Origin of the sequence: Sphingomonas oligophenolica, assembly GCF_039522915.1 — a bacterium.
Lineage (GTDB): Bacteria > Pseudomonadota > Alphaproteobacteria > Sphingomonadales > Sphingomonadaceae > Sphingomonas > Sphingomonas oligophenolica.
In genome coordinates this window covers 1-19,080 of sequence record NZ_BAAAEH010000042.1, presented here as the reverse complement: position 1 = coordinate 19,080, position 19,080 = coordinate 1, and the positions used below count along the sequence as shown (strand labels likewise).

Below are 19,080 nucleotides of genomic sequence, written 5' to 3'. Positions count from 1 at the left end.
TCGGGACATACTGGGTCTCCTTCTTACCCATTATGCCCGCCCACACACGGAAATCACGACAGTCCCAACTGGGGCGCACCGCCAGCACGCGCGGGGTAACTTTTCTTCCTGAAAGCGTCTGTTTTTCTGGACTTTTTGGCCGTTTTTCCGTAGCAAAAGCCATGCTGAACGCGGCATCCGATCTTCCCGAAGACCCGGCATTCCTCAAGGCGATGATCGCCCAGTTGCAGGCCGAGAACGCGAAGCTGACGACGACGCTGCGCGCCCATGATCTGGTCGTCCAGGCACTCCGCTTGCAGATCGCCAAGCTCAAGAAGCAGGCCTTCGGCAAATCCTCCGAGAAGATCCAACGTGAGATCGAGCAACTCGAACTCGCGCTCGAAGACCTGCTCGTCTCCGTCGCGCAACAAGGGCTCGTGGCAAGCGATCGGGATGATCCCGACGCGGAGCCCGCCGCCGCTTCCGCAGCCACCAGCTCCAGGCCGCGTCCGTCCCGGCGCCCGCGCATCTCGGCGGGCACGCCGCGCGAACGCCGCGAGCTCGACCCCGGCAACACCTGTCCGGATTGCGGGGGCGACCTGCGTCTCGTCGGCGAAGACGTGAGCGAGATCATCGAGATGATCACGGCAAAGCTCAAGGTCATCGAGGTCGCTCGCCCGAAGAAGTCCTGTCGCTGCTGCGAGAAGATGGTCCAGGTGCTGGCTCCCAGCCGCCCGATCCCCGGCAGCATGGCCGGCGCAAGCCTCCTCGCCTATGTGCTGGTCTCCAAGTTCGACGACCATTTGCCGCTGTACCGCCAGCACGAGATCCTCGCGAGAATGGGCGGCGACATCCCACGCAGCACGCTTGCCGATTGGTGTGGCCGCTCGATGCGGATCCTGCAGCCCGTGATCGACCAGATCGAGGCATCGGTCCTGGGCAGCGACATCCTGCACGCCGACGACACGCCCATCCGCGTGCTTGCTCCGGAACGACGCGCCAAAGGTATCGGCAAGGGCGTCAAGCAAGGCCGGATCTGGGCATATGTCTGTGATCAGCGCCCCTGGGCCGGCGCCGCGCCGCCCGGGGTCGTCTATCGCTATGCGCCCAACTGGAACGCGCAGCACGTCCAAGACCATCTTCGCAATGCAAGCGGCATTCTCCAAGCCGATGCCTACAAAGGCTATGCGAAGCTCTACGAACCCGGCGCGGATGGGAACCCGCGCTTCCGGGAAGCTGCCTGCTTTGCCCATTGGCGGCGCGATTTCCACGACGTCTGGACGTCGCAAAAATCCGAGATCGCACACGAGGCGCTCGAGCGTATCGGGCAGCTCTATGACATCGAGCGCGAGATCGTGGGCAAGCCTGCCGATATCCGCCGGGCCGTGCGGCAAGAACTGAGCAAGCCCAGACTCGAGGCCCTGCATGCCTGGGCCGAGACACAACTCACCCGGATCCCGGGCAAAGGCGACCTCGCCAAGGCCTTTCGCTACGCGTTGGGTCGCTGGCACGCGTTCAGCCTGTTCCTCGACGATGGCCGCCTCGCCATCGACAACAACGCTGCCGAACGCGCCGTCAGGCCCATATGTCTGGGCAAGAAGAATTGGCTATTCGCAGGCTCCGAGGCCGGCGCCGAAACTCTCGCGCGCGCCATGACGCTCATCGAAAGCGCCAAGATGAATGGCCTCGATCCCCAAGCCTACATCACCGACCTGCTCGATCGCATCCACGACCACAAGATCAACAGGATCGATGAATTGCTCCCTTGGAATTGGGCACCGCTGACCGTCCCGCAAGCACTGGCGGCCTGATGGCCGCGGTCACTTATGTCCGCACCCTCGACTATGTCGCCAGGATACTCGACGAGGACGTGGAGTTGCTGGAAGCCATCGTCTCGAATGACGACAACCTGACCTACGGCGCCATCATCAGCGTCTACACCGGCGCCGACGAGGCCATCACCGCGCTAACCGATCACGGCGTCGAAGAGTTGACGGACATGCTCAGCGAAGCGCGTCTCACGACCCAGGCCTGGCACCAGTTCCTCGATGACTTCGTCGACGATCCCGAACTCGCCGCCCGCTTCAAGGCCCAGGCATCGCGGTAGCAATCGGACGGTTACGCGGGACCGGCACCGGCAAGACGCACCTTGCCATCGCGATCGGGCGATCCTGCGTGCGCACCGGCGCCAGGGTCCGATATTACAATACGATCGACCTGGTGAACCGGCTCGAGGCCGAAAGCCGCGCCGGTCGTGCCGGGCGGATCGCCGAGCATCTCTCGCGGCTCGATCTCGTGATCCTCGACGAGCTCGGCTATCTGCCGTTCGCGCTGTCGGGCGGGCAGCTACTGTTCCATCTGGTCAGCCGCCTTTACGAGCAGACCTCGATCGTGGTCACCACCAACCTCGCGTTCGGCGAATGGCCCAGCGTGTTCGGCGACGCGAAAATGACCACCGCGCTGCTCGATCGGCTGACCCACCACTGCGACATCGTCGAGACCGGCAACGAGAGCTGGCGGTTCAAAAGCCGCGAAGCCGCCTGACGGCGAAAAGATGCAATCGGCATGGCTGTGCGCCGGCTCCGGGCTACGCCCTCCGCCGCCGCACACCCATGCCGACGTTCCTCACGTCCATCGGCAGGCTCACTATGGCGGGGTCAATGTTGGGCGCCGATCGGGGGTCAATATCCCGCGCCGGTTGACACTGAGGCTTGCCTCGATTTGCGTGACTGTCCGGATAAGTTCGCCTGGCGAGGCGTGCGCGATTTCCAGCCTCCCGAGCGGCTGCAGATTATCGAAGACCGGGATGACGGCGTGCGACGAGGCCAGCACGAAACCATCGTTGCTGGTGGTATGCTCTTCGAAGTCCGAGCTTACCTCAATGCGGTAACCATGGCCGCGCAGTCGCTCCACCACCCCCGAGTGCAGTTGCTCAGAGTGCGTCGAGACGAAGACATAGTCTACAACCTTGTCGGTGAGTGCCCGGCTTGCTCCATCAAGCATTTCAAGCTCGAAGCCCTGGATATCGCAATGGAGCAAATCGACATGGGCGGTTTCGCTATCCGCGAGGAACCGATCGACTGCGAAATTCTCCGCGCCAACAAAATCGACGATGAATTCGCCTTCATAGCCATTAGCCGCAAAGTTATTGCGCCCGCACTCGGAGTTGTGCGGGTCGGGTTCAACCATGATGCATTTTGCCATCGGGAAACTGCGCTTCATCCACATCGAATAGTGCGCCCAATACGCACCCAACTCTATCATGAGCGGTTCGGGACGGGCGATGCACTTGAGCAGTTGCTGGAAGCAGAATTCCTCAAGCGGTTCGTGTACGCCTCGATTGATGACCAGGATGTCACTGAACTCGGCGTAATAGGCGAACTTGCCCGTCAGGTCGGCCCGATTACCATTATGCAAGAACACATAGCCATCGCTATCGACATAGCCGGCGCGAGGCACGCGTTCGATCAGAATATTAAGCGGATCAGAAACAATTTCGCGATAGCGCTCCACGAAGCGCTCCGCTTTGGCCAACGTGTTCGGGTCCGCGAAGCCGACCATTTCGCCCGAGAGCCGCTTGAGAAGATACTGAGTTGACTGGCGCAGCTGGGTTCTAATGCTCATGTGCAGGCCTTTAGCTGGGTACCGGATTCGGTACGCGAAAAACTGGAAGCGGCAAAGATCAAAAGCGTACAGCGGCTGCCAAATAAACTGCACTGAGGCCCTAGGCGTTCGTCTCGGTCGCGGCAGGAAAACTTGCGAAATGTCGCTGCATCTTGACCCACGCAGGGATGCCAAAAAACGACCACGAGCACGCAGCCATGATAAACGGCAGGATGCTCACGCCCAAACGCTCGATCAGCACTATCTTCAGCGTTAAGGCTGACACTGCAATAAACACCCCGGTTATGACTTGAAACCTGATCTCCTGCGCACCGTTTAGATACATCATCGGAGCACCAAAGGCCGCCTCGGAGATTCTCCAGAAGGCAAGGCCAATGAGCAGGGTAAAGGGCGGATCGATCGCCTTTCCGACCCAAAGATGGATAAGGAATGGCCCCCCGGCCAGGAATACAAGACAAATCGCTGCCGAGATGGCCGTCGCCGACAATGTGGCGCGCACCACAGTAAGGCGAGCCCAGCCACTTTCTCCTCGCGCCAGCGCCTCGCCAAAGGCGGGCCAGAGCGGAGCAACGGCGAAACCAACCACCAAAGAGGCCATGGCGAAAAGCCTGTCTGGTATCGAATAGCTGGCAACCGCAGTGGCGCCTAGTTTCTGGGCAATAACGATATTGTCGGCGCCGTATGCGACGGCCGCTACCACCTGCAACACGAAGAACGACCCGCCAAGACGCGCCAACTCCGCACCGCGCTCGCGGGAAAATGCCGAGCGCCGAGGGGTCAGGTCAGGACGTACCCTGGTAAAGAAGATCGCACTGTTCAGGGCAGCGGCCGCGACCGGCATGCCGGCATATGCCGCGACGAGCCATGGGAGCCCGGCTTGAAACCATATGACGGTCAACACGCCAATCAGCCCTAGCACGTTGCCGACGCACTGCCAGAGGCTCGCGAGGAATCCCATCTGCAGGCCCAGTTGAGATCGCTGCACAACGCCCAGCGGAAGAGAGAGGGCAAAGCAGATGATGAACACGGCAATAGCCGGCGCTGCCTCTGATCGGGCAAGAGGTGTTGCGACGTTAAACACCTCGTACCAATGAACATGCGAGTATGCCGACGCCAGCAACGCAACTGCCGTCGCTGCGATAGTTCCAAGCAAGACAAAAGCACTAGAAATATAAGATACAATTGTGGCATTCTCATCTCGACCACTTGCACGCGATATCGCGGTCAAGACTCCGTTACCGATACCGAAATCGGCGAATTGAAGCATTGCCGTAAAGGTCGACATGGCCATCCACATTCCATACCGTTCGACACCGAGATAATGCAGCGTCAATGGCACGGAGATCAGTGCCGTGCCGATCGATACGATGCGCGCTGCCGCCGATGCGAGTGCGGAAAGGGCAATTCGCCGGTGACGCTCCGCAGCGCGACCAGCTTCGGTTGAGAGATCAATATGGCTACGCTGAAAAAGCGACAAAATCTGCCGGATTCGCGGAATCGAAATGGTCGCCATAGAGCTCTATTGGGTGAGACTGCTTATTTTGTCGATCGATAATATGCTGCCCTGCAACAAGGAAGATAGAGCCGGGCGGACGCGTCTAAAAATTTGTGGTATTGGAGCGAGTGAGGCGATTCATTGACGTGAAATTCTTCAGGATGGCCTGTTGCTATCGAGACCCAGATAACGGCTAACCTCGGGAACTCCGGCGATACCGAGCAATTCACCGTCAATGACCATCCCCGCATCGGCAATGAGGCGAGGGAAGCACCTGACCGCATCAACGCCCGCTAAAGCGCGCCATTACTACCGGAGAGACCATCCCTGTGCCCATTGGACCGTCCCCCACGTCTCAGGCTGCGACGCGAAACACGGCCAGAAACGTATTGCCCAATGACACGCCGTTAAGCTGCGGCCGGGCCTTTTGTCGCCCAAACTCTTTGATGAATTCCATCGGATTGAGGATCGAGCAGGCCCATGTCTGCGGACGCGTGGCGCTGGGGCCGATCTTCGAAAGCGCCAGTGCGCGGGAGGCTCGAGACCTGTTGGAGCCTGCGGGATTGGAATTGATCTCCGCGGTCAGATTGACCTGCTGACCCAGCTTTTCGAGAGCCGCGACACTCCACCTGGACAGGTGATGCGGCGGGAAGTTCAGGGGATCGAACCAGATTGTCTCGAAGCTCATCGGGCTCAAGGGCGCGCTGACCAGCAGGGCGCCGTTGTCGGCAAGGAGGCTGGCCATTTCACGCGTCAGGCTGACGGGATCGCTAACATGTTCAATGCAGTGAAAGCTGACGACGAAGTCAAACCTGTCCTCAGGTCTCTGGCGGTGGAATTCTTCGATATCGCCACAGACGACATCCAACCCCGCCGCCTTGCAGTCTTCCACGGACTGACTAGTCATATCGACGCCGACCACTTTTACGTTGGGGATTTCCCGCGCCAGCTTGAGAAATGTTCCGCCGCCACAGCCGACATCCAGAATCTGGATTTCACGATCCTCCGCAGCTTCCGCGAAAATCTTCAGGACGGACGCCCATTCCCAGCGAAACTCGGGATAATAGCCAGCCTGCTTTGTGATCCAGTCGTAAAAGATGTTGTCGCCAGGCTGCATGCCTTTGCAGAACTCAAGGCTGCACTGGGTGCATTTCAAAATCTCAACGTCAGGTATCGGGACCCCCGGCCCAGGCGTTTCCCTAAAATATTTGGTCAGGGCGGACCGAATAAACGAACCCTTGAATGAATGCGCCACCGACGTGTCGGATCCACAAACAATGCACTTGTCGACCATGTAAAGGGGCCTGCTACTTCTTTGCCGAGAGGATGCCGACGTCAACTCCGACTAGCATAAAGGGCTCTTCACCGCTAGTGGAATCAGCCGTTTGCAACGCCGAGATTCCAAAACCGCGCTCGGCGAGACGGCCAGCGGAAAAGCGCAAAATCGGACTCACGAATGGCGACACGGCAACGCGGCGACGCGTGATCGCTTTGACAAAACAAAATACCTTCGGAGTACTTCATCGCTCCGCTGCACCCGCGAAGCCGGACAGCATTCGCTGGATTATCGCGTCGAACGCCTCCGGGCCGTGATTGCGTTTCAGGATTTTTCGATAGGATTCGCGAAAATCCTGAGGCGCCGCCAAGAGACGGTCGAGCGAGTCAGTCAGCTGGTCGGGCGTGGACGCGACATAGCCAAGGCCATGCTCCACAAAATATCTGACGGCGACCGCCTTTGGCGGACCCCAGATCAAGATCTGACGAGCATGGGCAAGATAGTCGAGGAGCTTCGAGGGGAACGACGTCTCCGTCATTCCCGAGGGATCCGAAAAGGCGATTGGGCAGATCGCGGCGCGACTCTCCGCGATCTCGCGGGCGAGGTCTTGCCTCGCAGCGATTCGACCGGGGATGACATGGTTCGGAATATCACCGATTACCCGCTTCAGATTCTCGGCCGGAAGCGTCGCGCGCAGCACCAAGTTGCGGCCGCTCGCAATCCTGAACCGACTAACCGCATCGACCAGATCGCGAAAGGCGGCCGCGTAGAGATGGCCGAGATTGCCGACATAGATCAACTGATCTTTTGTTCGCTCGGAATCTACCGATGGCTCTGTATAGGGGAGCGGCAGGGGCGTCACAGAGCGCTCCACTCGGGAGCTCAGTTCCGCTGACAGCTCAGGGGTAATGGCGAAAATATGTTCGGCCGCTCCAAAGCTGGCCAACAATTCCGGATAAAGTTTCTTCCGTACCCCTGCCCCTGCTCCGTCCCATTGGAATGGGTCATCGACCGCATAGATCGAATATGAAAGGCCAAGGCGGCCCGCCAAAAGCTGCGCCCGCACGTAGGATCGCGCGTCTGCTCCCAATACCGCAAACAGCATGTCAGCCGAGATCCTCGATCCCGCGCGCGCCGCAATCGATCTCATACTCCAGGTAGTTGAGATGGCCGGCGCTATCTTTGCGCGGGACCGAATCTCATCCAGCGCCAATGCCGGCATCCCGGGTAAAATGAGGCTCTTGGGCAACGCCTCGTGGATCGGCGGTAACATCGCCTTAATCCGGGCCGGCGACAAAAGGGCGCTAGACACCGCTTCGCCCAGCGCGACAAAAACTGGAACGAGCGCGCGGCCCAGGCCCGTCGTTTCGACGCTCTCCGACAATGGGAGAGCTTCTGCATAAAGCGCTATACGCCTATTTTCTCGTGTATCTTGCCGCTGCTCCGACACCATCGCCTTTGCCCTCAACGTCCGACCAATATGCTCAGAGGATTGAGCTGGAAAGCGACGGATGAAATTAAAAAAAAGACACGCGCAACAATAATCCAAAGCAAGCTAGCCGATACCAAGTTAGACTGCCAAGCTTAACCTAACATAAAACTGCTATCATGCGGTAGGTAAACTTGGTCTATTTTCTGGCGAGTAGCGCCTTTTAAGGCGAACCGCGCTTACCTTGGCGGGGATCGATTTAACGCCGGCGGGCTTCAGATTGGCAAAAAGAACATAGAACATTGCCAATGTGAGCAGCTGCTGACTGAACAGAATAATAAACACGGCGACCGCTATGCACACTGTCAATAGCCAGTCTCCAAATGTCCGCCAAAGACGGATAAGGAGAAATAGGTATAACAGCAAGGCAAGGGGCACGCCAAATTTCACCATTGTCCCCGTAAAGCCATTACCGAAGCCAAGCTGGTCGCTCTTGGAATGCCAATAGATCGGACGCCCCTTCTCGGCAAAGCCATATCCTGTAAGCGGTTTCTGCTCGATAGCATACCAGTCCACAACTGCATTTCCGAACCGCGTCTGGTACCAGTTGTGCTCCTGATAGGCGGTGATGTCCCACTGCGCCGTGATTTTATCGCCATGCTCATCGGCGAGCAGCAATATCGACAAGCCGATCATCAGAGCAATCAGTGGCAATACGATAATTTTCTGCGTCCCACTACGCCCGAATCTGATGAAGGCGGCAAGCGCTACGGCCGGCAATGCTGAAAGGCCCATAGTAGATTGAGTCGTAAAAAGTGCCAATGTAAGAACTATTGCGCTCCGCCGTAGATATTTCGACGGATAATACCTGGAGGAAGCCAGTAAAATCACCATCGCCAGGATAATATTTGCCGCGAACATGCCTGGCTCTCGAAATGGTCCACAATTTCGATGCATCTCCCTGACAAGATGGAAATTGTAGAACGGCGTCGTACGCATGGCTTCAAAGCCAGTTAGAGGGTATAACGGTGAAAAAATATCCGCGATGTCATATCCTGAAATAAGTACAACTTGGCGGACAGCGAATACAGCAATCGAGTATGTGCATATAAAAACCATCGACTCGACTAAAGCCATCGCCGATTGCTTACAATAGGCTACAAATAGCAATACGGAGAATAATTTAACAAAATGTCCTACAAGTGGATAAGCTTGGTCACTCACGCCAGCAATGCTGGCAATCAAGAACCAAACAAAAAACAACGCGCCGACGACCAAGAGCGGCTTCGCCGGCGAAAGTTTGAAGGAGTGAAATAATCCAAGTGACCCGATCAGTAGCGTACAAAACGGAATAACAAAATCTTCGTATCCGCCCACGCCAACAAACGAATTCCCGGATATCATCCAGAGCAAACCCGCAGCAAGTAGCGATACTTTATCGGGCCTCCGAGGGCCTTGCAAAATATTCCGCGCGTCTGCCGGGTTCATGGGTCGGTCGCGACCATTGGCAGAGATGCTCTTATGCATCCGCAGGTGGAATGCATTGCCATAAGAGCCTGCCTTCCCGCGCTGTCCCGTTCCTGCTGTCACGTCTATCCGTTCCTATCGATCGTGCTTTGATAGACGCTGACATAGCGCGACGCACCGGCTTCCGGCACAAACCGCTGCCGCGCAAATTCGGATAGTTGCGACGCACCTCTTTCGCGCTCTTCCACGGGGATTGCAGCCACCTCCTCTAGCGCCTCGGCGACGGATTCTGCATCGGGTTCGATGAAGCGGATATTGGGGAGGCCTTCAAATTCCTCGGCTGCCCCGACTCTGGTCGTAATGCAGTAAATTCCAGCCGCCGCCGCCTCCATCAGGACGAGTTGTCCGCCTTCGAAAAGCGACGCACTCACGAACACGTCACTCGCGGCGAGATACTGACCTATGTCACTCACGGTGCCCAGCAAATGAACCCGCCCCTTCCCCAAAGCAGCGGCCTTCTGCCGAAGGCGATCACTTACTGCGCCACATTGAAAAAATACGATCGGAAGCTCTTCGGGACATAGCCCGATCGCTTCCACCAGCGCATCGATATTTTTAGCTGGCGCCTCGTTTCCAATCGACACTGCGACGAAGGCGTCCTGAGGGATATTCAGCTTCTCTCGTAAGACGACCCGGCTCGATGCATCGGAAGCGTAGAGGCGTCCGGTGTCGATCCAGTTATCGATCACTATGGCGTCGATGCCGAAGCGACGCTTCTCGTTGCGCGCCACCCGCGCGGAGCACGCAATGTGCACGGTGCCAAGGGCCGCCGCAATCCGCCGTGTAACGCTTCGGCGGAGGCGCAATAGGCCATCAAAGAGAAACTCGTTGTGAATCGTGCGGACATTGGCGACCCCGGCTAATCGCGTTGTGATTGAATACCACATCGCAGCCCGCTCGGTATGAAGATGCACCACGTCGCAGCCGCTAGCCGTTATCGCGCGCGCGATGCGAACAAAAAAAACTGGGCTAAACGAGTAGGGTATATGGATTATCTCATAGCCTTTTGCAGCGAGAACCGGGGCATAGTCCCCCAAATCATCGCCCGTTGAGATAATACTCGCTTGTCCATCTCCGATGAGTATGTCGGACGCGGAAGCCAACATCATCTCAGCACCGCTGTATCGGAGTGCATTAAGAATGTGGAGAACCTTCACGAGCTCACCAAAGGTGTAACTGACCGCGTGATCTGCATCGTGACCTTCACCCTAAATAAGGATTCACCGGAATCGAATCTTGCGGAGACCCGCCAGAAGCCGCGTTCTTCGCGAGCGCATCGGCCAGCGGCTCCTTGAAGATCGCCAGTGTGGCGCTACGCCAGTTAACGAGCCCGAAGCGGCTTAGCACATACTCTACACCAAGGGCGAGCCGCGAAGTCAGCCGCATGCTGGCAGCGCACGTCGGATGGCGCGAGACCCCCGAAACATCGAATCGATGCCGGCAAGCACATCGTCGAGGCACCGAGTCGATATCTCATAAGTTTGCTCCGAAGCACGCCATCACAAATAGGGGTTACGCGGAACTTCCACCTTCCGCAGCCCGATTTTTCGTAATGCTCCGTCGAGCTTCGCAGGCGGCGTCGATTTAAACACAATAATTGTTATCTTGCCCCAGCTCATCAGTCCCAATGTCGAGAGCAGGTTTTGGATCGCCACGGCAGAATGCATCACGATATTTGCGATGAGATCCGAACGCTTTCGTTTTACAATTCCAGGCACCCAAAAATCGCTAAGATAGGAATAATATATTGTCCCAAGCTGAAGCGATGTCGCCATTTTCGTCGCCTCTCGCAACGAAAGAGCATAGATAAAGTTCCCAGCAGCCTCAAATTCAGGATTACTACATCCCGTATTCTTGCGAAGTAATATTTTCAACTGACGCTTTAATGCATCAAGCGGGAACCAACGATCAGAACAATTTGGCTCACACAGCAGGATCGCTGCCCGACGGCTCACTCGAAGCATTTCATAAATGCCCAGCGCTGGGCGCTCGAAATGATGATATGCCTCTTTGCAGATTACGTAATCATATGAATTATCGGGAAGATCAATCGCCTGCGCATCCACGGCACATTTCTCAATCTCATCAAGATGTCCGATCTGCCCGAGCCAATCCAACTGCTCGGTCGTAAGCGACGAAGCTGTAATCTTTCGGACACCCCGCTTCTTCAACCAGAAAGCATCGGCCCCTGAATCGCCAATAGTGAGCCATTCGGTGCCTACGTCATTAACCAGAGGCAATAACGCCTTATAATGTCGCTCGTGACGCCAAGCATCCCACGAATTCGGTGCAGCAATGATCGAAGGGATTTTGTTAGTATCTATTGCCCGTGAATGTTCAATTTGACGGCGATGAATCCGTACGTCCGCAGCCTCAACGGAGAAGGTATCTGCAATCATGTAATCCGCCCTCAATTCCTGCTAGATGCGCCTAGATAATAAAACGATCATTCATGAAATTGGCAATAGATTTCTGGGAATCCGACACTGGGGCCATAGTGTGAAAAGGGATTGGAATCCCGTGTTGCAGCGAGGAGCTTGGTCCATCGAATATGCTGACGTGGACATTCGCCACGTCCGTCGACCCGAGCTCTCCGGGCGAAGCCGCGGCCTCATTTTTCGACGCCGTTTTAAGAATCGCACAATATCACCGAACGTCTCAGGGGAAAGCCCACCATCAATCAGCCGCGAGAAGGTAGAACGAGCCAGCGATACGCTAACAGGAAATGAAAAGGGAGCCAAAATCCCGAATGTCGTCGGGTAAAATGCCACCAGCTCGAAAAGGGAAGCCCATGATGTGTGTTCACCTTGCGCCATTGCTCGCGTATACTTAGCGATGGACTGCTGTAACCCCGAGCCTTCGTCAAATTCTGAGCGCATTCGCCAATAAAGCCCGGTAGTAGCAGGACGGGTATTCCGGCGCGCGTCGCGCGCAGGCCATAGTCAAGGTCGCCCATATTATGATGAAAATGTGGATCGTTAATCCCTAACGTCGCGACCGTTTCACTAGTCACAAACACGAAGTTGCCGTTGAAGGTATCCACTCGCTGCAGCGATTCGGCAGGTAAGACAGGGCGGAAATGAAACGCGAGCGGGGTACGATCATCCGCTATCCCGCCATAGCTCCGGCTGCCGTCCGGATTACGCGTGGTTCCAACCAAGACAAAACGACCATCTCGATGCGCTGAACACATTGTTATCCAGGCTTTGGCAAGGCGATCAAGGGCGTCTTCATCAATTACGACATCGTCATTAAGCCAAAGATAGCCATCTACTTTGAGCGATAGCGCACGCTTCCAAGCAAGATGGAGGCCGCCGTTCCAGAACGCGTTGCCGTCGCCGCGCACGATGTCGGTCGCGGGGAACTCGGCTAACACGGCCTCCACCGTACCGTCCGTTGAAGCATCGTCAAAAAGGACAATGCACAGCTCGACGGGCGCCCTTGACTGCATGACCGCCCGAATCGCCGCAACGGTCTGACTGCGACGATTTCGGCAAACCAGCAATACGGCGATTCTAAGGATCGCCTTATCCATGTCTTTCGCATCAGCGGCCGCGGACGATAGGGGCATGGCAACGCTATCTCCCACCCCTCAGGGCGCCGACTGAAGCGGGAGCCGCTCATATTTCCGGTCATATTCGCGGATTAACGCCACCGTGCTCTCGATATTTCCACGCGAAGAAGCGCCAAACAGGATCGATTCAATCTTCGTTTGCGCGCAGACATAGTCGATCGCCTCCCCCGGCGGAATGGCGCCCGAGGCGAACACCGACATGGCGATCGCGCGAAACGGACGCTCCGCAATCGCGCGTTCATAACGATCGAGTCCGCCCGAGGTCCGGAAGGCGATCTTGTTGATGTTGGCACAGACGATTGGATTGACTATCCCGACCTTGTCGAGCGCGTCGAGCAGCATCGGCAGATTCATCGTAATGTAGCCTGGTTCGGCGTTGTACCGTTCCTTTATGTGCTCGGCAAAGACACAAAAGGCGTCGTACGCGCCGAGCCCGAGGATCAGATCGGTCAGCACATTCTGGACAAAAACGACCGGCGTCTGGAGCCCATCGAACATCTTCATCTCGGCGTCGATTAGCAGCTTGCCCAGCCCCTCCACGTCTTTGCGCGCGACGGACACGCCGCCCTTCAGCAGGACACCGAGCCGTCCCTCGCTGGGCAGGAAGTTGTTGAGCGCTCCGGCGATCCCCAGTTCGGTCACCGCGTTCGCGTATTTATGCGCATAAGGCATGCATGGATAGAACTCGAAATCGGCATAGCGTGCCTGGTTCGCGCGGAAATGGTCGCAGACCTGGGCGATCCGCTCATGCGTGGTGCACATGAACACCCGGATGCCGGCATCATAGGCATAGTCGAGCGTACGGATGATCGCCGAGAGATCCTGGAAACGGATTGCCTGCTCCCGCGCCTTGTCTTCTGACATGTGGTTGACGCCGAAGAACTGGTTATCACCGAAAAGGATACGCTGCATTATATCTAGTCTCCCCTGTAAGTCTATCGGGCCGGACCGAGGAGACGGCCAATTATGCCTTTGCGTGACGGCGCCGCGGGCGCGGCCGTCGCGGCCACCGCGCCTTCGATCAATGTCGGCGGACGCTGACTCTCGCTGCGGATCGCGTCGACGATCTGATCGGTTTCGACCGAACTACGGAATGTGCTGCGCGTAGCGGTGTCGCCTGCGAGAATCGCCTTGGCGAAATGATCAATCTGCGCCGAATATTCCTCGCCGCGCAGATAGAAGTCGACTGGCTCGGTAAGATCAGTCGTGTACCGCACGGTCCAGCCCTGGGTGAGGTTCTCGGGCGCAAACGGCTCGCGCAGAAAGAGCTGCAGCCCCTGGCGGTCCGCGACTATCTTGCCGCGCGTACCCCACACGCTGAGCTTGGCGGACATCTTGCGCTGGGACTCGTCGCTCCAATTGACGGAAAGTTGGACCGACTTGCCGTCATTATAGCCCAGCGTCGCATACACCTCGTCATCGACCTGCGCCGAAAAGATCGAGTGCATCACCGCGCCCCTAATGAAGTCCGGACGGCCGAAACAGAAATTGACGAGATCAACGACATGTGATGCATAATCATAAAGCGAGCCGCCGCCCCCGCCCTTCGCGCTGCGCCACGTCGCCGTCTTGGCCCGAAGAACGACCGGGCCATAAGCCTCGCTCTGAACATGATGCACCTGACCAATAGCACCGATATCGAGCAGGTGCTTCAGGTAGACGAAGGAGCCCACGAACCGATAATGATAGCCCACCTGGTTGACGACCCCCGCTGCCTCGGCCTTTTCGGCAAGGCGAAGGCCATCGGCGGGATCAAGCGCGAATGGCTTCTCGCAGAATACATGCAACCCGCGTTCCAGCGCCTTTTCGACAAGGAAGACATGCGAATCGGGTGGCGTCGCAATGACGACCGCATCCAGTTCTGCCTTGTCGAGCATCGTCCCGTAGTCGGTATAGGTCGAAACGCCAGTAAATCGGTGCATCACGCTGAGCAGATAACCGGTGGTGTCGCACACAGCCGCCAGTTCCAGATCAGGATGTGCATTTAGGATCGCCTGATGCGAGATTCCCATCTTGCCGAGACCGACAAGGCCCACTCGAATCATAGTCAAACCCTTCGCCTTTAGTTCGTATTATGCGGTCGGCGCAGGCTTCCGCCCGAACCGCGATAAAATGCCTCTGCCGACCGCGGTAATCATCCATACCCCCGACCACCAATAGCGTTTAAAACGCAGCTTGGGCTGGACGATCAGGCGGAACAGCCATTCGGCCCCCACCCTCCGCACCAGCCAGGGTGCCCAAGGCACTCGGCCGGAATGATAGTCAAATGCGCCCCCAACGCCGACCATCCAAGGCACGCCCGCTTCCTCCAGCAACGAGGCGATCATCGCCTCCTGCTTGATGAGCCCGAGCCCGACCCACACGATATCGGCTTTTCTCTCACGGATACGCTCGACCAATGCGGTGCGCTCGTCCGCCGTCAAAGGCCGGAACGGCGGCTCATAGATACCGCAGACGATCATCCCCGGATACGCAGCAGTCAGACGCCTGGCCATCTCTTCGGCAGAGCCGCCGGTGCCGCCGAGATAGAAGTGCCGCCAGCCGCGTGACGCCCCATATTTGGAACAATCTAGCTGGAGGATTGGCCCATTATAGCGCTTGATCCGCGCATTCCACGCGAGGCCGGCCGCGACCACGCCGACGCCGTCGCACAGCGAATAATCGGCCCCGCGGATATACGCCCCATGACTGGCTAGGCGGCGTCCATGGTAGATGGATTCGGTATTGGTGATCGAAATATAGTGGCCCGGCGAGCGTTCCTTGATTGCCTCGTCCATGGCCGCAAGAATCGCTTCCCGGCTGTCCGTATCGATCGGGAATCCGTCGATCTCGGCGCGGCATTCCGGCGTTCGCAGCCCCATCTCTAGGCCCCCACCGCACAATATAGGCGGCGAGGACGCGTGGCAGCGGCCGCCACGAGCGCCATATCCTTGTTATGCCGCAGCATTTCGAATCCCCTGCTATATCGCACGAGATTAGCAAATTGCTGCATTTGCGAAAGGCAAATCTCATGGAGCCACAGTCGATATGGGACATATCGACGCAATTCGGCCGGTAACGATGCTGCATTTCAATTCCAACGCTCCCACGCACGCGTAAGCGCCGCACCAAAGGACTGGGCAAATTGACGTTGCGCGGCCTCGTTGCGGGCGACCAGTGATGCCGCACTATCAGGCATCCGGAGTCTGGGTGGAACAGCCGCCAGCGCGCGACCACAATCGACGGGATCATGTGGATCGAAAAACGTCGCGATGTTCCCGGCCTGCTCACGGTGCACCTGAAGATTGGATAGCACTAACGGCGTTCCCAGCGCCTTCGCCTCTTCAACCGTCGTGCTCCATCCCTCGAACTGGGACGGGTTGAGGATCGCGTCGGCGCGGCTGGCTAGCGCTAATATGTCGGCATACGGCAGGGACCCCATGATCCGAAAATTGCGCCAGAGTCCGAGCTGATCGATTCGATCGACCATCTCGCTCAAGAGATTCGGAGCTCGCAGATCGCGGGTCGGTCCAGCGGCGACCACGACCGGTTTCTCGCCTGCGATTTGGCCGAGCGCTTCGATGACCAGCTTGTGATTCTTGTGCGCCCAGAACTGGCCCGGAAAAAAAATGAAACGTTCAGGCAGGTCAAGCCTTTTGCGCGCCGCTTCCCCGTGGGCATAGTTGGATTGTCGCTCCAGCTGTACGGCGAAGGGGACGACGTGGATCTCGGCTTTCGGCGTCCCGTAAAAACGTTTGAGGTCGTCAGACGCGGCCAAGCTCGACAATAGCACATCGGTTCGGTTGCGCAGGACAAGCTGATTCCGGATTTCGCGCGTCAGCCATTGCCGATGCGTAAAGAAGCCAGGGAGCCCCCGATGCTGGAAATCGTGAAGCCAGGCCAGGGTCGGGAGAGCAGGTCTTTTGCCGTAATAGCCTGTGCTCTCGAACAGCACATCGATTCCGGCGGCACGGAACTGCTCTGTGCTTTCGAGTTCGTCACGACCGAGCATCGCACGCAGATCATCCCCGTGCCCGCGATCACGGAGCGGCAGCGCCGGCGCCCCGGTCGCGGCCTCGATCCGCTTGGCAAGTCCCTTGTCGATATCCGGTGACGCGAACATTACCGGCACGATTTCCGGCGCCCAGGTGCGAAGCACCCGGCTTACGTTGAGGATGTAGTTGGCCCCGCCCATCCATTCGTGCGCGCGTACAAGCCGAAAACCCACTCTCAACGGCATTCAGGTTCCCCGCAACATTTTGACGATTGGCGGATCATCCGTGTGCTGATGGCAGCGCCAGTGTAGAGACGAGCATAAATCGACGCAGTTCTGAGCGCACGTCCTTCATTAATCGCTGGATCAGGTGGCAAGCGTCCGCCTTCCATCAATTCTTATCATCTAAGTACCAAGCGTACGCCTGCCTGATCCCTTCAGGAAGGCCCACGGTGGGCTTCCACCTATCGAGAACAGCTGGCTGCTGTCCATCAATATGCGCGGTGTCCCATCGGGCTTGCTCGTGTCGCACACCAGCTGCCCCCCCAAGGCCGACCACCGCCAACATGAACCGCGCGAGATCGGCGATCGAGACCTCGTCGCCTGAGCCGACATTGACGTGTCCGTCACCGGAATAGGTCTTCATGAGAAAGACACACACATGGGCAAGATCATCGACGTGCAGGAATTCGCGCATCGGGGTGCCCGTGCCCCAGATTTCCATGCCTGATTTACCCGCGAGCTTGGCCACATGTGCCTTGCGGATCAGTATCACATCGTGTGGGTGCCGAAATCTCGTTACAAGGTTTTGCACGGCGCCGTCCGGGGGCGGGTGCGCGATATCTTTCGCCAGGTCTATGCCGCGATGGGCGTGACCATCATCAACGGCCTGTTGTCTTATGATCATGTCCATATGTTCGTCATGTTCGTCGAAATCCCACCGCGCATCGCGGTCAGCCACTTCGTGCAACGGGCCAAGGCGCGCTCCTCGCGTAAAATTCAGCAAGAGTTCGAGCATATCCGCAAACGCTATTGGAGCCAGCGTTGCTGGGCCAGGGGCTATTTCTGCGCCACCAGCGGCAACGTCACCGACGAGGTGATCATGCACTACCTCGACTATCACACCGCCCCAACTGAGAAGGCTTCAGCCACTCATGCCGAACCTACGGGCGCCAACCGGTTGTCGTTCAGTTTCCTGGACTCCCCGTCAGGCGTTCCGGCTTCCGATAGCTTGCGCCCGCTTAATCTTACTGAGTCACGAAAGTGGACGTCGGGGGATTCGCGGGGCGCTTCGTTGTGATAGGCTGCTGATACACAGCGATGGATGAGCGCCATGGTGAGCGAGGATGGAAGCGAAGCAACGGCATTTGACGGGTATGTGGAAGCGCTGATCGAGGTGATCGGTCATGCCGATCGGGCGGAGCCGCTTCGGGATTACTGTACAGGACTGATGATGCCGGTTGCGCGTAAAAGCGTGGAGCCGTTGGCGGCGGTAACGGCGCCGTCGCATGTTTCTGCCAAGCACCAGTCACTTTTGCATTTCGTGGGTCAAGCGCCCTGGTCGGACGAGGCGTTGATGGCGCGCGTTCGGGATTGGGCCTTGCCGCGCATGATCGAGCGCGGTGGCGCGATCGCGGCCTGGATTGTCGACGACACAGGCTTTCCAAAGAAAGGTAAGCATTCCGTCGGTGTCGCACGCCAATATTGCGGTCAACTCGGCAAGCAGGATAATTGCCAGGTTGCCGTCAGTCTTTCGATTGCGAACGAGAGCGCCAGCTTACCGGTTGCCTGGCGGCTTTATCTCCCAGAGATCTGGGCAGATGATCCCGAGCGTCGAGCGAAGGCCAAGATTCCGGACGAGATCCTGTTTCAAACCAAGCCGCAGATCGCGCTCGAACAAATCCGCGCCACGCTCGCGACGCAGGCGCCGGTGGGCGTGATCCTTGCCGACGCCGGTTACGGCGCGGACGGCGGGTTCCGGCGGGGATTGACCGAACTGGGCCTCGCCTATGCCGTGGGCGTCCAGCCGACACTCAGCGTCTGGCGTCCAGGCGAAGGGCCGCTACCGCCCAAGGCGTGGAGCGGAAAGGGACGACCGCCCAAGCTGATGGGGCGGAGCGCAGATCACCAACCCCCTTCAGCCAAAGCCCTTGCCGAAAGTCTGCCGGTGGATGCGTGGCAGACCGTCACGTGGCGCGAGGGT

Annotated in this window: 17 protein-coding genes and 2 pseudogenes; 5 read left to right on the top strand and 14 right to left on the bottom strand. The window is 57.9% G+C overall.

Annotated features, from left to right (window positions below):
* The first annotated feature begins 161 nt into the window (after nucleotides 1-161).
* The 3 genes and pseudogenes from tnpC to ABD050_RS20920 form a co-directional block, all read left to right on the top strand.
* Nucleotides 162-1,790, top strand: a complete 1,629-nt coding sequence (gene tnpC / locus ABD050_RS20930; protein WP_343891453.1) for an IS66 family transposase — start codon at nucleotides 162-164, stop codon at nucleotides 1,788-1,790.
* Nucleotides 1,790-2,086, top strand: a complete 297-nt coding sequence (locus tag ABD050_RS20925; RefSeq protein ID WP_343891451.1) for a hypothetical protein — start codon at nucleotides 1,790-1,792, stop codon at nucleotides 2,084-2,086. Before tnpC ends, ABD050_RS20925 begins: the two co-directional genes overlap by 1 nt.
* Nucleotides 2,087-2,103: 17 nt before the next feature.
* Nucleotides 2,104-2,523: pseudogene (locus tag ABD050_RS20920) on the top strand (ATP-binding protein); the annotation flags it as partial.
* 102 nt (nucleotides 2,524-2,625) lie between these two features.
* Here the strand turns inward: ABD050_RS20920 and ABD050_RS20915 are convergent.
* The 14 genes from ABD050_RS20915 to ABD050_RS20850 all read right to left on the bottom strand — a co-directional run bounded on the left by ABD050_RS20915 (nucleotide 2,626) and on the right by ABD050_RS20850 (nucleotide 17,628).
* Nucleotides 2,626-3,603: an FkbM family methyltransferase gene (locus ABD050_RS20915; protein ID WP_343891450.1), complete on the bottom strand. Its 978-nt coding sequence runs from the start codon at nucleotides 3,601-3,603 to the stop codon at nucleotides 2,626-2,628.
* Between the two features lie 100 nt (nucleotides 3,604-3,703).
* A complete protein-coding gene (locus ABD050_RS20910; RefSeq protein ID WP_343891449.1) occupies nucleotides 3,704-5,116 on the bottom strand; it encodes an oligosaccharide flippase family protein in 1,413 nt (470 codons plus the stop codon).
* A 337-nt stretch (nucleotides 5,117-5,453) separates the two neighbouring features.
* Nucleotides 5,454-6,392, bottom strand: coding sequence for a class I SAM-dependent methyltransferase (locus ABD050_RS20905; RefSeq protein WP_343891448.1), 939 nt, complete (start codon nucleotides 6,390-6,392; stop codon nucleotides 5,454-5,456).
* A 226-nt stretch (nucleotides 6,393-6,618) separates the two neighbouring features.
* Nucleotides 6,619-7,479, bottom strand: coding sequence for a glycosyltransferase family protein (locus ABD050_RS20900; RefSeq protein ID WP_343891447.1), 861 nt, complete (start codon nucleotides 7,477-7,479; stop codon nucleotides 6,619-6,621).
* A 501-nt stretch (nucleotides 7,480-7,980) separates the two neighbouring features.
* Nucleotides 7,981-9,393 carry an O-antigen ligase family protein gene (locus tag ABD050_RS20895; protein ID WP_343891446.1) on the bottom strand — a complete coding sequence of 471 codons (1,413 nt, stop codon included), beginning with the start codon at nucleotides 9,391-9,393 and terminating at the stop codon, nucleotides 7,981-7,983.
* 2 nt (nucleotides 9,394-9,395) lie between these two features.
* Nucleotides 9,396-10,436 (bottom strand): glycosyltransferase, encoded by a 1,041-nt coding sequence (locus tag ABD050_RS20890; RefSeq protein ID WP_343891445.1) that lies wholly within the window; start codon nucleotides 10,434-10,436, stop codon nucleotides 9,396-9,398.
* 97 nt (nucleotides 10,437-10,533) lie between these two features.
* Nucleotides 10,534-10,716 (bottom strand): hypothetical protein, encoded by a 183-nt coding sequence (locus tag ABD050_RS20885; RefSeq protein ID WP_343891444.1) that lies wholly within the window; start codon nucleotides 10,714-10,716, stop codon nucleotides 10,534-10,536.
* A gap of 113 nt (nucleotides 10,717-10,829) precedes the next feature.
* Nucleotides 10,830-11,729 (bottom strand): class I SAM-dependent methyltransferase, encoded by a 900-nt coding sequence (locus ABD050_RS20880; protein WP_343891443.1) that lies wholly within the window; start codon nucleotides 11,727-11,729, stop codon nucleotides 10,830-10,832.
* Nucleotides 11,730-12,010: 281 nt separating this feature from the next.
* Nucleotides 12,011-12,865: a glycosyltransferase family 2 protein gene (locus ABD050_RS20875; protein WP_343891442.1), complete on the bottom strand. Its 855-nt coding sequence runs from the start codon at nucleotides 12,863-12,865 to the stop codon at nucleotides 12,011-12,013.
* A gap of 57 nt (nucleotides 12,866-12,922) precedes the next feature.
* On the bottom strand, nucleotides 12,923-13,816 hold the full coding sequence (locus tag ABD050_RS20870; protein ID WP_343891441.1) for a hypothetical protein: 894 nt from the start codon (nucleotides 13,814-13,816) through the stop codon (nucleotides 12,923-12,925).
* A gap of 23 nt (nucleotides 13,817-13,839) precedes the next feature.
* Nucleotides 13,840-14,949 (bottom strand): Gfo/Idh/MocA family protein, encoded by a 1,110-nt coding sequence (locus ABD050_RS20865; RefSeq protein WP_343891454.1) that lies wholly within the window; start codon nucleotides 14,947-14,949, stop codon nucleotides 13,840-13,842.
* A 27-nt stretch (nucleotides 14,950-14,976) separates the two neighbouring features.
* Nucleotides 14,977-15,765 (bottom strand): WecB/TagA/CpsF family glycosyltransferase, encoded by a 789-nt coding sequence (locus tag ABD050_RS20860; RefSeq protein ID WP_343891440.1) that lies wholly within the window; start codon nucleotides 15,763-15,765, stop codon nucleotides 14,977-14,979.
* A 209-nt stretch (nucleotides 15,766-15,974) separates the two neighbouring features.
* Complete coding sequence (locus ABD050_RS20855; protein WP_343891439.1) at nucleotides 15,975-17,123, bottom strand: glycosyltransferase; 1,149 nt, start codon at nucleotides 17,121-17,123, stop codon at nucleotides 15,975-15,977.
* A gap of 145 nt (nucleotides 17,124-17,268) precedes the next feature.
* Nucleotides 17,269-17,628 carry an NAD-dependent epimerase/dehydratase family protein gene (locus tag ABD050_RS20850; RefSeq protein ID WP_343891438.1) on the bottom strand — a complete coding sequence of 120 codons (360 nt, stop codon included), beginning with the start codon at nucleotides 17,626-17,628 and terminating at the stop codon, nucleotides 17,269-17,271.
* On the opposite strand from ABD050_RS20850, the pseudogene tnpA reads away from it, so the two are divergent.
* Nucleotides 17,629-18,003, top strand: a pseudogene (gene tnpA, locus ABD050_RS20845) (IS200/IS605 family transposase); the annotation flags it as partial.
* 207 nt (nucleotides 18,004-18,210) lie between these two features.
* Nucleotides 18,211-19,080 (top strand): IS701 family transposase (locus ABD050_RS20840; RefSeq protein WP_425542498.1); only part of this gene is annotated, 870 nt, incomplete at its 3' end.

Excerpts from the sequence above, each read along its gene's own strand:
- ABD050_RS20925 (WP_343891451.1), top strand. The coding sequence starts at position 1,790 with ATGGCCGCGGTCACTTATGTCCGCACCCTCGACTATGTCGCCAGGATA.
- ABD050_RS20875 (WP_343891442.1), bottom strand. The coding sequence starts at position 12,865 with ATGGATAAGGCGATCCTTAGAATCGCCGTATTGCTGGTTTGCCGAAAT.
- ABD050_RS20910 (WP_343891449.1), bottom strand. The coding sequence starts at position 5,116 with ATGGCGACCATTTCGATTCCGCGAATCCGGCAGATTTTGTCGCTTTTT.
- ABD050_RS20915 (WP_343891450.1), bottom strand. The coding sequence starts at position 3,603 with ATGAGCATTAGAACCCAGCTGCGCCAGTCAACTCAGTATCTTCTCAAG.
- ABD050_RS20870 (WP_343891441.1), bottom strand. The coding sequence starts at position 13,816 with ATGCAGCGTATCCTTTTCGGTGATAACCAGTTCTTCGGCGTCAACCAC.
- ABD050_RS20885 (WP_343891444.1), bottom strand. The coding sequence starts at position 10,716 with ATGCGGCTGACTTCGCGGCTCGCCCTTGGTGTAGAGTATGTGCTAAGC.
- tnpC (WP_343891453.1), top strand. The coding sequence starts at position 162 with ATGCTGAACGCGGCATCCGATCTTCCCGAAGACCCGGCATTCCTCAAG.
- ABD050_RS20900 (WP_343891447.1), bottom strand. The coding sequence starts at position 7,479 with ATGCTGTTTGCGGTATTGGGAGCAGACGCGCGATCCTACGTGCGGGCG.
- ABD050_RS20865 (WP_343891454.1), bottom strand. The coding sequence starts at position 14,949 with ATGATTCGAGTGGGCCTTGTCGGTCTCGGCAAGATGGGAATCTCGCAT.
- ABD050_RS20860 (WP_343891440.1), bottom strand. The coding sequence starts at position 15,765 with ATGGGGCTGCGAACGCCGGAATGCCGCGCCGAGATCGACGGATTCCCG.
- ABD050_RS20855 (WP_343891439.1), bottom strand. The coding sequence starts at position 17,123 with ATGCCGTTGAGAGTGGGTTTTCGGCTTGTACGCGCGCACGAATGGATG.
- ABD050_RS20890 (WP_343891445.1), bottom strand. The coding sequence starts at position 10,436 with ATGTTGGCTTCCGCGTCCGACATACTCATCGGAGATGGACAAGCGAGT.
- ABD050_RS20880 (WP_343891443.1), bottom strand. The coding sequence starts at position 11,729 with ATGATTGCAGATACCTTCTCCGTTGAGGCTGCGGACGTACGGATTCAT.
- ABD050_RS20905 (WP_343891448.1), bottom strand. The coding sequence starts at position 6,392 with ATGGTCGACAAGTGCATTGTTTGTGGATCCGACACGTCGGTGGCGCAT.